The organism is Flavobacterium calami (genome assembly GCF_038290035.1).
Classification (GTDB): Bacteria; Bacteroidota; Bacteroidia; order Flavobacteriales; family Flavobacteriaceae; genus Flavobacterium; species Flavobacterium calami.
Window position 1 is genome coordinate 23,638 of record NZ_JBBYHS010000022.1, and the last position, 13,830, is coordinate 37,467.

General features: G+C 34.8%; 10 protein-coding genes. 6 read left to right on the forward strand and 4 right to left on the reverse strand.

The genetic code is table 11. The features are described 5' to 3' along the window. Positions 1 to 169: 169 nt before the first annotated feature. The 3 genes from AAEO57_RS18140 to AAEO57_RS18150 are packed head-to-tail and all read left to right on the forward strand — an operon-like array spanning position 170 to position 2,497. The gene (locus tag AAEO57_RS18140) at positions 170 to 913 is read left to right on the forward strand and encodes a prolipoprotein diacylglyceryl transferase (RefSeq protein WP_341694453.1); all 744 of its coding nucleotides are present in this window, start codon (positions 170 to 172) and stop codon (positions 911 to 913) included. After that, positions 903 to 2,294 carry a radical SAM protein gene (locus AAEO57_RS18145; RefSeq protein WP_341694454.1) on the forward strand — a complete coding sequence of 464 codons (1,392 nt, stop codon included), beginning with the start codon at positions 903 to 905 and terminating at the stop codon, positions 2,292 to 2,294. The genes AAEO57_RS18140 and AAEO57_RS18145 overlap by 11 nt, the downstream gene beginning before the upstream one ends. Before the next feature lie 5 nt (positions 2,295 to 2,299). Next, positions 2,300 to 2,497 (forward strand): hypothetical protein, encoded by a 198-nt coding sequence (locus AAEO57_RS18150; RefSeq protein WP_341694455.1) that lies wholly within the window; start codon positions 2,300 to 2,302, stop codon positions 2,495 to 2,497. A gap of 51 nt (positions 2,498 to 2,548) precedes the next feature. On the opposite strand, the gene AAEO57_RS18155 is transcribed toward AAEO57_RS18150, so the two are convergent. The 4 genes from AAEO57_RS18155 to AAEO57_RS18170 form a co-directional block, all read right to left on the reverse strand. Next, complete coding sequence (locus AAEO57_RS18155) at positions 2,549 to 3,166, reverse strand: outer membrane beta-barrel protein (protein ID WP_341694456.1); 618 nt, start codon at positions 3,164 to 3,166, stop codon at positions 2,549 to 2,551. A 240-nt stretch (positions 3,167 to 3,406) separates the two neighbouring features. Then, entirely contained in the window at positions 3,407 to 5,203 is a 1,797-nt protein-coding gene (lepA, locus tag AAEO57_RS18160; RefSeq protein ID WP_341694457.1) for a translation elongation factor 4, read from the reverse strand. Positions 5,204 to 5,366: 163 nt separating this feature from the next. Next, on the reverse strand, positions 5,367 to 6,104 hold the full coding sequence (locus AAEO57_RS18165; RefSeq protein WP_341694458.1) for an NUDIX hydrolase: 738 nt from the start codon (positions 6,102 to 6,104) through the stop codon (positions 5,367 to 5,369). Positions 6,105 to 6,130: 26 nt separating this feature from the next. After that, a complete protein-coding gene (locus AAEO57_RS18170; protein WP_341694459.1) occupies positions 6,131 to 6,847 on the reverse strand; it encodes an NUDIX hydrolase in 717 nt (238 codons plus the stop codon). Between the two features lie 687 nt (positions 6,848 to 7,534). On the opposite strand from AAEO57_RS18170, the gene AAEO57_RS18175 reads away from it, so the two are divergent. The 3 genes from AAEO57_RS18175 to AAEO57_RS18185 are packed head-to-tail and all read left to right on the forward strand — an operon-like array spanning position 7,535 to position 13,690. Continuing rightward, positions 7,535 to 10,669: a SusC/RagA family TonB-linked outer membrane protein gene (locus AAEO57_RS18175; RefSeq protein WP_341694460.1), complete on the forward strand. Its 3,135-nt coding sequence runs from the start codon at positions 7,535 to 7,537 to the stop codon at positions 10,667 to 10,669. Positions 10,670 to 10,680: 11 nt separating this feature from the next. Next, entirely contained in the window at positions 10,681 to 12,258 is a 1,578-nt protein-coding gene (locus AAEO57_RS18180; RefSeq protein ID WP_341694461.1) for a RagB/SusD family nutrient uptake outer membrane protein, read from the forward strand. Positions 12,259 to 12,280: 22 nt separating this feature from the next. Beyond that, positions 12,281 to 13,690 carry a hypothetical protein gene (locus AAEO57_RS18185; protein WP_341694462.1) on the forward strand — a complete coding sequence of 470 codons (1,410 nt, stop codon included), beginning with the start codon at positions 12,281 to 12,283 and terminating at the stop codon, positions 13,688 to 13,690. Positions 13,691 to 13,830: the final 140 nt, after the last annotated feature.

A 13,830-nucleotide genomic window follows, 5' to 3' on the forward strand; every position in this document is an offset into this window, starting at 1 on the left:
TTTCTTTTTTTTGGTTCAAAGGTTAGGGGCTCAAAGTTACAAAGGTTTAATCTTTGTAGAATAAAAAAAGCTGTTTCAATTTGGAACAGCTTTTACTTTTTAAGTAGAATGAATTTAAACATTTTTTTTGCATCTTTACAGAATTGTAGTACTAAATTTTGGCGTAAAAATGAAGCTCCCTTTTGAGCCGGTTATTTTTGGGTATGAAATTAATATCCATTTAGTTTTAGAATATCTGGCATTTTTTTTAGGTTATCGATATTATGTTTTTTTGAGAAAAAGAACAGTAGATACCATTGTTTCCACTAATAGATTGTCAATTATATTAGGCGCTGCAATTGGAGCTTTTTTGGGTTCAAGAATTATGGGTTTTCTGGAAAATCCTGTCTTCCCTATTGATGCAACATCAATTTTGGAGCTCTTCAATGCAAAAACAATTATGGGAGGATTGTTTGGCGGACTATTAGGAGTCGAAATTGCGAAAAAGATTATAGGAGAAAAAGAGTCATCGGGTGATTTATTTACCTTTCCAGTTATTCTGGGAATTTTTATTGGAAGAATAGGCTGTTTTTTGTCTGGAACCAATGAGTTTACTTATGGAAAAGAAACGACCTTTTTTATGGGTATGAATCTTGGCGACAATATTATCAGACATCCAATTGCATTATACGAATTAATTTTTCTGATTATTTTGTTTTTTGTTCTGCAGAAATTAAAAACCAGAAATTTAAAAAACGGACTATTATTTCAGTATTTTATGATTGCCTATTTTGCGTTCCGCTTTTTTGTAGAATTTCTGAAACCCAATTATTTCCTGATTTTTGGAATAAGTTCGATTCAGATTTTATGTTTGATTTGTCTGCTCTATTATAACAAAACAATTTTAAATTTATTTGTAAAAAATGCCAGTTAGAAAATATACTTATTATGACTTTACCTTAAGTCTTTGCCCAGAATGCTTAAAAAGAATTGATGCTAAAATTGTTTTTGAAGATGAGAATGTCTACATGCTTAAAAGATGTCCGGAACATGGGAGTTCTAAGGTTTTAATCGCAGACGATATTCCGTACTACAAAAATATCCGAAACTATAATAAACCCTCTGAGATGCCATATACTTTTAATACAAAAACGCATTATGGCTGTCCCTACGATTGTGGTCTATGTCCGGATCACGAACAACATTCCTGCTTGACAGTTGTTGAGGTTACAGATCGATGCAATCTGACATGTCCGACTTGTTATGCAGGTTCATCGCCTAATTATGGCCGACACAGAACTCTTGAAGAAGTAAAAGCAATGCTTGATACGGTTGTTAAAAACGAAAAAGAACCTGATGTAGTACAAATTAGCGGAGGTGAACCAACCATTCATCCTGAGTTTTTTGAAATATTGGATTATGCAAAATCTCTTCCGATAAAGCATTTAATGTTAAACACAAATGGAATTAAAATTGCAAAAGACAAAGAATTTGTTCAGAGGCTAAAAAGCTATGCTCCGGATTTTGAAATCTATCTTCAGTTTGATTCTTTTGAAGATAGTGTATTGCAAGAATTGCGGGGAGCCGATTTGAGCGAAATACGAAAACAGGCTTTAGAAAATCTAAATGAAGTTAACTTGTCGACAACTTTGGTTGTTACGCTTCAAAAAGGATTAAACGATCATGAAATAGGTAAAATTGTGGAGTTTGCACTAAAGCAAAAATGTGTTCGGGGTGTTACATTTCAGCCCACTCAAATTGCAGGCCGACTGGAAAACTTTAACTTAGAAACCGATCGCATGACATTAACAGAAGTAAGAAGAAAAATCCTGGAGCAAACGACTGTTTTTAATTCAGATGATTTACTTCCTGTTCCCTGTAATCCTGACGCTTTAGTAATGGGTTATGCGTTGAAATTAGGAGACGAAGTTTTTCCGTTGACGCGATATATTAATCCAAATGATTTACTGGATAATAGTAAAAACACCATCATTTATGAGCAGGATGAGGTACTTCGCGGCAAAATGATAGACTTGTTTAGTACAGGAAACTCTGTAGAAGTAGCGCAGGAAAATTTGAAATCGATTTTATGTTGTCTTCCAAATATTGATGCGCCTGAATTAGGGTATGACAACTTGTTTCGAATCATTATCATGCAGTTTATTGATGCCTACAATTTTGATGTAAGAGCGATCAAAAAATCCTGTGTGCACATTGTGAATAAGGACAATAAAATAATTCCTTTTGAAACCATGAATTTGTTTTACAGAGATGATAAAATAGAAAGATTAGAAGAATTAAGAACTAACATATAAAGAATATGACAGCGCTAGAAGTAGGTAATTTAGGTGGTTTAGTCGCTTTTTTTGTAGCGATTATGATTGTACCTCCAATTTTAATGACAATCATTGGTTTTGCAGTGAAGAAAAACCACCCCAACGGAGCAAAAGTTTGTTTTATTATTGGAGCCTTATATCTGATTATTGGGTTAGGTATATGCGGAACGCTTATGTCTTAAGTAAACCCCCAATAGTTTTGTGTTATTGGGGGCAAGCTTATTACAAGTGGATTAAAATCTATATAGTAATCCAAATTTAGGCTGATCAAAGATGTTCTCGAAGAGGTTGATATTTAATTCAAATGTATTTGAAGACGGGCCATTTTCTGGAGAAACACTATTGTATGAAAGCACATTGGCCAGTACAAAAGTTACCGCAATATTTTTGGTTATAAAATAGTTTAAACCAACATTAATATCCGCAGTAAGGCTGTTGCTGTCGTCAGATCCTGTTGGGTCTTCTACTTTATTTCGGCCATAACCTAATCCAACTTCACCATATGCTTTGAAGCGTTTTTTATCCAATTCTAATAAATAGTATCTTGCAAATCCGCCAATACCAAAGATATTAGTTTTTGTGTCAGTAAGCTCATCTTTGTCACTTGAAAAACTAATCTGTCCGCCAACAGCAAATTTGTCATTAAGGAAATATCCAAATTTGGGATTAAAAGCATAATAATCACGATCGCCGCCAGTTGAAATTTGTAAAGCACCTTCGATAAACATATCACCATGAGCAAAGGTGATGCCTTTTGCTGAATTCATTTCAGAATAAACCTGATCTTCCTGTTGTGCATTAACAAAGTAAAATGTAAATAAGCCTAAAATAATTGATAATTTGGTTTTCATAATCTTACAGTTTTAAAGTTGTAAGATTAAAAATACAAATTTCAATGTAAAATTAATTTTAAGTTTGATGAAATGTGTTAAAAATCAATGATTTAATCTTTTTTGGTGTTAAAAATAAGATAAATCTTACGTTAAAAATGTATGTTTTAACTGTTTGATATTCAGTGTATTTTTAAAAACAACAAAAAAACCCAACAACTTTCGTCATTGGGTTATATCTAATTACTAAGGACTTAATATTTAATCATTCAATTTCAAAACAGCCATAAACGCCTCCTGCGGAATCTCAACGTTTCCTACCTGACGCATACGTTTTTTACCTTTTTTCTGTTTTTCAAGAAGTTTACGCTTACGCGAAATATCTCCACCGTAACATTTTGCGGTAACGTCTTTACGAAGTGCTTTAATAGTTTCACGAGCAATGATTTTAGCACCAATTGAAGCCTGAATCGGGATTTCAAATTGCTGACGCGGAATTAATTCACGCAATTTTTCACACATTTTCTTACCAATGGTATAGGCATTATCAGCGTGAATTAAGGCAGAAAGAGCATCTAATTGATTAGCATTTAACAAAATATCCATTTTAACCAATTTTGATTCTCTCATTCCAATTGGAGAATAATCAAACGATGCATATCCTTTTGAAACTGTTTTTAATCTATCATAGAAATCAAATACAATTTCTGCCAATGGCATGTCAAAATTTAATTCAACACGTTCTGTTGTCAAATAGGTTTGGTTGGTAATTTGTCCACGTTTTTCAATACACAAACTCATCACATTACCCACAAAATCAGCTTTGGTAATAATAGTTGCTTTGATATAAGGTTCTTCTACCCGGTCTAATTTTGTAGCCTCAGGTAAATCGCTCGGATTGTTTACGATAATAGGAGTATCTGGTTCTTTTTTAGTATAAGCCAAATACGAAACGTTTGGAACAGTCGTAATTACTGTCATGTTAAACTCACGCTCTAAACGTTCCTGAATAATTTCCATGTGTAACATTCCTAAGAATCCGCAACGGAAACCGAAACCTAATGCTGCGGAACTTTCAGGAGCGAAAACTAATGAAGCATCGTTCAATTGTAATTTTTCCATTGATGCACGTAAATCTTCAAAATCTTCCGTGTCAACAGGGTAAATTCCGGCGAAAACCATTGGTTTTACATCCTCAAAACCTGTAATCATATTGGTAGTTGGCGCTTTGGCATCCGTAATCGTATCACCCACTTTTACCTCTTTTGCTTCTTTAATGCCCGAAATCAAATACCCAACATCTCCCGTCGAAATCACATTTTTTGGAACCTGATTCAATTTCAAAGTACCTACTTCATCAGCAAAATACTCATTACCTGTAGCCATGAACTTAATTTTCTGTCCTTTTCTAATTTCGCCGTTTACAACTCTAAAGATTACTTCAATTCCACGAAACGGATTATAATGTGAGTCAAAAATCAAAGCTTGTAATGGTTCTTCCGGATTTCCTTTTGGAGCCGGAATTTTTTCGATAATGGCAGCAAGAATGTTCTCAACACCAAAACCTGTTTTTCCCGAAGCATGAATAATATCTTCCAATTTACATCCAAGTAAATCGATAATATCATCACTAACCTCTTCAGGATTAGCACTTGGTAAATCAACTTTATTTAAAACCGGAATAATTTCCAGGTCGTTCTCAAGAGCTAAATATAAGTTGGAAATAGTTTGTGCCTGAATGCTTTGCGCAGCATCTACAATCAAAAGAGCACCTTCGCAGGCTGCGATAGATCTTGAAACTTCGTATGAAAAGTCAACGTGACCGGGAGTGTCGATTAGATTTAAAATATATTCTTCTCCCTTGTAAGTGTACTCCATCTGAATGGCGTGACTTTTAATGGTAATTCCACGTTCACGTTCCAGATCCATGTTGTCAAGCAATTGTGCTTTTTCTTCACGGGCAGTAACGGTTTGTGTCGCACTTAGTAATCGGTCAGCTAATGTGCTTTTACCATGGTCAATGTGTGCAATGATGCAAAAATTACGTATCTTCTTCATTTTAATATATCAATTCTCTAATTGAGTTTTAAGTCTTTTTTGGGTATAAATTGCACTGCAGCAATTGCTTTAGCACATGTGATTAAGGCGCAAAGATAGCGCAAAGTTTTGGATTCTGGAATCTAGTTCCCCGATAGTTGATTTTGAAAATTAAATTAGGGTCTTAAAACTCAAAATTGAATCCTTTTTCAGTAAGTTTTTTGTAGATTTCAGGATCAAATTTATAGAGTTTTGCTGCCCTGTGCGAAACATCCTGTTGTTTTTCTTCCAGAGCGACCAATAATTTCATGTGGAGAATTTTTCTGCGGAAATTCGATTTGTCCAGTTCGATTCCTAGTATCTCTTCGTAAAGATGCATTAATTGCAATAAAGTGAATTTTTCAGGCAAAAGATTGAATCCAATCGGAGCCTGTTTTACTCTGTTACGTAGTTGCATTAAGCTGAATTGCAGGATTTCCTGATGGTCAAAAATCAGTTCAGGTAACTCATTTATTTTATGCCAGGTCGCTTCCATCAGGGTAAGACCCGCTTTTACATTATAGTCTTCACGATTTACCAATGTGTAATAACCAATGGTAACGATTCTTCTTCGGGGCACACGTTTTGGAGCTGTGAATGCTTTTAGCTGCTCCAGATAAATATTGTCCAGGCTTGTAAGTTCATACAAAATTCGTTGTGCGGCATCATCAGAACTCTCTTCTTTTTGTAAATATCCTCCAAGAAGCCCCCATTTTCCTATACTTTCTCCTTCAGCATGATGTGCCAAAAGTACTTCAAGGTTTCCTTTATTAAAACCAAATATGACACAGTCAATCGTGATTCCGTCAATAGTCGGTTTTTGGATTTCTGAAACGGTTTCGTTATCAGTTCTGGAAGTTTTTCTAGTGTGTAAAAATGCCATTTTGTTTGCTTTTTATAAGCTGGTTTTTAAAATTCAAAATTAAATCCTTTTTCGGTAAGTTTTGTATAAATTTCTGAATCAAATTTGTACAACTGAGCTGCTCTGTGTGAGACATCCTGTTGTTTTTCGTCAAGGGGTACGAGTAATTTCATATGAAGAATTTTTCGTCTGAAATTAGATTTGTCCATTTCAATACCTAATATTTCTTCGTATAAATGCATTAATTGCAACAATGTAAATTTTTCTGGCAGAAGCTCAAAACCAATTGGGGCCTGACGAACCCGGTTTCTCAAATGTTTCATGCTGTATGCAAGAATTTCATTGTGATCATAAATCAAATCCGGAATTTCATTAATCTTATACCATTTAGCGTCAGATGCTGTAAAACCAGCCTTAATATTGTAATCTTCTCTTTTGATTAGAGCATAATATCCAATTGTAATAACACGTCTTAGCGGAAAACGATCCGGATTTCCAAACGCTTTCAGCTGCTCCAGATAAATTTGGTCTAATGCTGTCAGTTCATTCAGCAACCTGTGAGCAGCATCATCAGTACTTTCCCGTTTATTGATCCATCCTCCTGGAAGTCCCCATTTCCCTTTGCTTATTCCTTCAGCGTGCTGGACCAAAAGCACTTCAAGACTTCCTTTGTCAAAACCAAATATAACACAGTCAATAGTAACCGCATTCATTGCTGAATAATCATTTTTTGCGGCAATACTATTGTGTAAACTACTAACCATGTTGTTAAAATTTTGACAAATTAAATAAATAAAAACAATAATATATGCTTAGTAAACAATATATTTTTGAATATTATATAAAAATGTTATAAATATTGAAAATAATATAAGTGTGTCGTGCTAATTGTTTTAAATCATTAATAAAATATTGTTCAAAATGATTATTTATTGATAATTTTCTATTATTTATTTGTTATTGTTTTGATAAATAATTAAAAATACATCTGTATTTATTTTAAATGAAAAAAAATAGTGCCAATATTTTGTTAATATAGAAAAATTGCACTACACTTGTAGTCAAATTAACCATAAGATAAATTCTTTTTGACTATAAGCAAATTGAAAACAGAAAAGTATTAACGAAAACTCTAAAAGGCTTTGTAAAAATTAATTCAGAAACTCTGATAATTCATTTGCAGGGAAACAACCGTTTTAAATACAATTTTTGATAAAAAAATCACGGGAATGCATCATGCAAAGGGTAATTGCAGAAAAAACAGATTTACGGATCATTTGACATATTGCTAAATTTAGAAAAGGAGAATTCTTCCGAAGGAATTGAAAAAGCAATATGTGCAAACGGAGCTCCTCAGCCCTTCGTGGCCAATCAAAAAATAGATAATTCCAGAATGCGTTTTACTTAAAAAAAATTACTAACAACAAAATTTAACCAAATTATTAATGATTATGAAAAGCAATTATTGTATTAAACCGACAATGCTCCAGTTTTTTCTGGTGCTGCTGCTTAGCGTATTTACGATGCAGTCTGGTTTTGCACAAGAGCAATCCCAATTTGTAAGCGGAAATGTGAAATCGGCAGACGATGGTATGGGGATTCCCGGTGCGACGGTAGCAATTGAAGGAACAAAAAAAGGAACATCAACAGATTTTGATGGGAATTTCAGGGTAGAAGCAAAGGCAGGTGATGTTATAACTGTAAGTTTTATGGGATTTAAAACCCAGCGTATAACAGTAGGTACACAAAAGTCGATTACTGTTACTTTACAAACAGAAGCAGCAGATCTTAAAGAAGTTGTAGTTATTGGTTATGGTACACAAAAAAGAACAGCTGTAATGACTGCTATTACACAGGTTACAGGCGAAAATCTTACTAAAACCAATACTATTAATGCACTTCAGGGGCTTCAGGGGCAGGCAGCCGGACTTCAGATAACTTCTACATCTGGACAGCCAGGAGAGAAGCTAAATGTTGTAATCAGAGGTTTAGGAACTACAGGAGCAAGCAACCCGCTTTATGTGGTGGATGGTATACTTACAGGAGATATTACATATCTGAACAATTCTGATATTGAATCTATTTCAGTTTTAAAAGATGCTGCTTCGTCTGCCATCTACGGATCACAAGCTGCAAACGGGGTTATTTTGGTAACTACTAAAAAAGGCAGAAGGGGTTCCCCAGGACAAATTACTTTTGATCAGTATTATGGAGTACAGTCGGTAGCCAGAAAAGTTGATTTATTAGACGCTACAGAATATGCTGTTATTTTAAATGAAGCTGCTGTAAACTCTGGTAAAAATCCTTACTTTACTAATGCTCAGATTGCTACTTTAGGAAAAGGTACTAACTGGATGGATAAAATGCTTACAGATAATGCAGCTACCAAAAACTTCTCATTTGGAGCTTCAGGAGGTTCCGAAACTTCAGTTTATTCTGCATCATTGTCTTATTTAGGACAGGAAGGAGTAGTTGGAGGGCCAGATTTATCCAATTATGAGCGTTACAATTTCAGATTCAATTCAGAGCATAAATTATATAAGGATGTCCTGACTTTTGGACAGAACTTAAGCTTTGCTTATGTGGATAAAAACGGTATTGGAGTTGGAAATCAATACAACAACTCTTTAAGAAGCGCTTTCCAGACTACTCCGTTATTGCCAATGTATGATGCCGATGGAAATTATTATGATACTACAAAAAATAGTGAACCATGGCTTTCAGGTATTTCAAATCCTTATGCAATGATGGACTACAATAATCAAAATGAAAGTAATAATCAAAAGCTGTTAGGAAATGTTTATTTACAGGTTGAGCCAATAAAAAACCTAACATTTAAGACCACTTTGGGACTGGATTATTATGTGTCAGAAGGCCATTCTTACAAGCCTGTATATCACTTATCAGTTTACGCCAATAATAATTATGATACAGTGAACCAAAACATGAGTAAAAACAGAAGCATTACCTGGGATAATTTATTAGGCTATAAATTTAATGTTGCCAACGATCACCATATAGAAGCTATGGCAGGAACATCCTATATTAATTATGCAGAAACTTCTGTAGAAGCAAATAATGCGGACTCTGTTTTTAATGATTTAGAACATGCCTGGATAGACAATACGACTAATAAAGACGGAGCAAAAATAACCATTAAAGGTAAAAAAGAAGAAAATAGACTGATGTCTTATTTTGGAAGGGTAAACTATAATTATAAAGACACTTATTTCTTCAATGGAACACTTAGAGCAGATGGTTCATCCAAATTTGCACCAGGAAATCAATGGGGGTACTTCCCATCTGCATCTGCAGGGTGGGTCGCATCAAATGAAGCATTTTTAAAAGATTCACAAGCGATAAACTTCCTTAAAATAAGAGCAAGCTGGGGTCAGGTTGGGAATCAGAGTATTAGGTCGTTTCAGTATTTAGGTCTAATGCAATCAAAGAATACAAATTATATTTTTGGTAATACCGAAGGTGTACTTGCGCCGGGAATATATCCTTACAGATTTGGAAATCCTGACTTAAAATGGGAAGCTTCAGAGCAGATTAACCTGGGTTTTGATGCCAGATTTTTAAACAATGCTTTAAGTGTAACATTTGATGTTTATAAAAAAACGAACAAGGACTGGCTAATTTTAGCTCCAATTTTAGCTACTGCAGGTGTTGAAGTAGCACCTTATATGAATGGAGGGGATATTGTTAACAAGGGGGTTGAGCTTAGTCTTAATTATCAGAATAAAATTGGCGACTTTAATTATAGTGTTAGTGCAAATGGCGCTTATAATAAAAATACAGTTGGTCAGATACCAACATCAGATGGTATTATTCATGGATTGAGTAATGAACTTTATGACAATGCAGGAGAATTCTACAGAGCTGAAAACGGATTTCCACTAGGTTATTTCTGGGGATATAAAACGGGTGGTGTTTTCCAAAATCAGGAACAAATTGATAATTATAAATCGGCAAACGGTGTAGTATTACAGCCAGGTGCCGCTCCGGGAGATATCATCTACGTAAATACAAACGGTGATGATAAAATTGATGCTGATGATAAAACCAGCGTAGGAAACCCTAATCCTGATTTTACTTATGGATTTAGCTTATCTGCTAATTATAAAGCTTTTGATTTTTCTTTAATGGCGAATGGTGTAGCCGGAAACCAAATCGTGCAATCTTACCGAAACCAATCCGGCGCTTTTGGTAACTATACTTCCAGAATACTGAGCCGTTGGCACGGTGAAGGATCTTCTAACTCAATGCCGAGAGTAACAGAAGACAACAGAAACTTCACTCAATTTTCGGACTTATATGTTCAGGATGGTGATTTCTTAAGAATCAATACGGTTACCTTAGGATTTGATTTAGCTAAAATGAAACATTCTAAATCATTCTTTGCAAGCCAGTTCAGGATTTACTTCTCAGTATTAAATCTTTACACTTTTACGAAATACGACGGTATGGATCCTGAAATTGGATTTGGTTCTTCAAATGATGACCAAAAATTTGCATCAGGCGTGGACGTAGGTTATTATCCAAGACCAAGAACCTATATGCTGGGGTTAAATGTTAAACTTTAATAAATAAAACAATGAAAAATACCTATTTATATATTTTCTGTTTGAGTTTATTCTCACTGGGTTCTTGTAGTTTAGAAACAGAACCTTTGGTAAATCTTACAGATACAAATTTTTACAAAACCACAGATGATGCTTATGCGGCATTAGTAGGTTGCTATGATGGTTTACAGGTAGCTACGGGAGCTTCGGGATTGGGTGTACCTGTAATAAGCGAAGTAATGTCCGATGATTGTTTTGGAGGAACAGGTGCTTCCGATGGTTACAATTATGCCTTAATAGATGAATTTGATAAAAGCCGTTCTCCAGCTGATGTGGACTTGCTTAATAACAATTGGATTGCCTATTACAGAGCAATTTATCGTTGCAATCTTTTCTTGTTAAACATGGACCAGATTGACTGGAAAGGAGATACAGCTTTAAGAAATATGTATGAATCTGAAACCAAATTTATCAGAGCTTATGTGTATTTTGAAATGGTGCGTTTGTGGGGTAACATACCTTTGTTAACAGCTCCTTCTACAGATAATATTCCACAGGCAGCTCCTGAAGAAGTTTATAAAGTTATAGCAGAAGATTTAGTTTTTGCTGCAGACAATCTGCCAAATGCGGTATATAGTTCTGTACCAAACGGAAGAGTTACGAAATGGGCAGCAAAATCTCTATTAGGACGTGTTTACCTTTATTATACAGGATATTATGGAAAGACTGATTTAGCAGGAGTGGTAACAAAAGCACAGGCTTTAAAACATTTAGAAGATGTTATTGCATCAAGTGGTCACGGTTTGGTTGATGATTTTTCTACTTTATGGCCAGCCGCTTCGGTTGATAAATATGCAGGTGAGAGTAATAAAGAGTTCATTTTTTCTATAAAATACACTTATACCAGTGATTACAACGGAAATACGGATGGTAATGCCTGGCTGGTAATGTTCGGAATGAGAGAGTTCTCATCTTATCCTTACGCGCACGGATGGGGAGTAACAGTAAACTCACAATTATGGGATGCTTACAATGCTAATGACACAAGACGTGTAGCGACTGTAATTGGAATCGATGAAGAAAGTATAAAATTTGATAAAATTAACAGCCAAAGGGAATATACGGGTTATTACAATAAAAAATATTGCCCAATGATTGACAAGGATGGAAAAGAACTTCCTATGGTTTTGGGTAGTCCGTTTTGGGATATCAGCCAGTTTCAGGATTATGTTGTATTGAGATACTCAGACGTTTTATTAATGGCGGCAGAATTAGGCAGCGGAAGCGCTCAGTCTTATTTTGATGAGGTGAGAAGAAGAGCATATAAAGCAAACTTTACTTCATTAGCACCAACTCAGGAGAATATCATGAAAGAAAGACATTTAGAATTTGCTCTTGAAGGAATCAGATATTGGGATTTATTGCGTCAGGGAATTGATAAAGCGTCGTTAACTATTGCAGCATCATCTACAACCTTATTAAGCGGTGGAGTTGCCGGAACAAAAACAATTTCGGCTGCCAAAATTCAGGAAACAAAAGGATTATCGCAAATTCCTAATACCCAGATTACATTGTCAGGGAATGTTTTAAAACAAAATGCCGGCTGGTAATTTTAACTAAAAACTAAAGAAAATGAAAAATATTAAAATAGTAATTACAACATTTTTGACATTAGTACTTCTACTGTCATCTTGTTCACCAGACACCTATTCCTTAGATGCCGTGACTGATAAATCGGATATTGATTATGAAATTAAACAGGATTTTGCTGTAGATCCGGGAGGAAATACTGTAATATTAACTAATAAAACCCCAGGCGTTGTATTAACCTGGGATTATGTTACAGGGAAATCAAATAAAGCTACAGAAACTGTGAAATATGCTTTTAAGGGAAATTATACCATTAAAATCACAGCAGTTACAGGAGGAGGAATTGTTGAATTAGACCCTGTTACAGTTACAGTTACAAAGGATAACCTTAACTATGTAAACGATCCTCTTTGGAATTTACTTACAGGTGGTGTTGGAAAATCTAAAACCTGGCTTTTGGATTTAAATGCTGATGGAGTTTCGAAATACTTTATTGGTCCAATGTATTTTTATGGTAAGGATAACGCATGGTTAGAAGGCGGCGATAATGGTTGTTATGGTACTGATTGCTGGAATTGGCTTCCGGAGTGGAAAGGAAACACATGGATTGCGGCTAAAGGGGATTACGGAAGTATGACTTTTAGTTTAGAAGGTGGTCCATTTTTAAAAACAGATCATAAGATGTCTCCAGCATATGGTCAGGAGTCAGGAACATTCTTTTTAGATGCTGCTGCAAAAACTTTAACGACTTCAAACGCTACCATTTTACATCCGAATGAAAATGAAAACTGTGTTGTAGATTGGAGATCGATGAAAATTATGTCTTTGACTGAAAACACATTACAAGTAGGTGTGATGAGAAAAAATAGTTGTGAGTCTACAGCAACATTGGTTTTTAACTTTATATCAAAAGAGTATAGCGACAACTGGGTACCAAAAGATGCTCCGGACCCTAATCCTGCAATTGATTTAAATGGCGGAAGCGTGGATGATTTATTATCAACTACAACTACAACCACTAAAACATGGGCATTAAGTAAAGACAGCCCATTTAACTGGACTGATTTGAATGGTGCATTTTTAAATCCGTGGAACACTGTAACTGATTATCCGGATTGGGCAGCATACACAGTAGCAGATCAGGCAACTGTAGTGAAAAATAAAATCTCTTTTTCTGATGATGGAACTGTTAAAACCGTAAAAAGCGATGGTACTACAACTTCAGGTACTTATACAACAAGTACTGATGGAACAAATATTATCACTTTTGCCGGAATAAATCCTTCATTTGCGATAGGCAATTCCTGGGCTAGTGTATCTACTACTGCAAAAAACCAATGGAAAATTGTTAAAACAGCAAAAACTGGTAATGTGGTTACTGACATCTGGTTTGGAAAACGTGATGAGGTAAAAAGTGAGTATATGGTTTTCCACTTTGTCCTAAGTAATTAATAATCTAAAACCACTTTTTTAAATAATTAAGTCATCTCTAAATACAATCTTAGTACTATTTTTTTGAAAGAGAGTGTTTAGGGATGTCTTATTATTTTTTACTTTTTTGACAAAATCAAATCAGGTTAAGACTAAAAAGT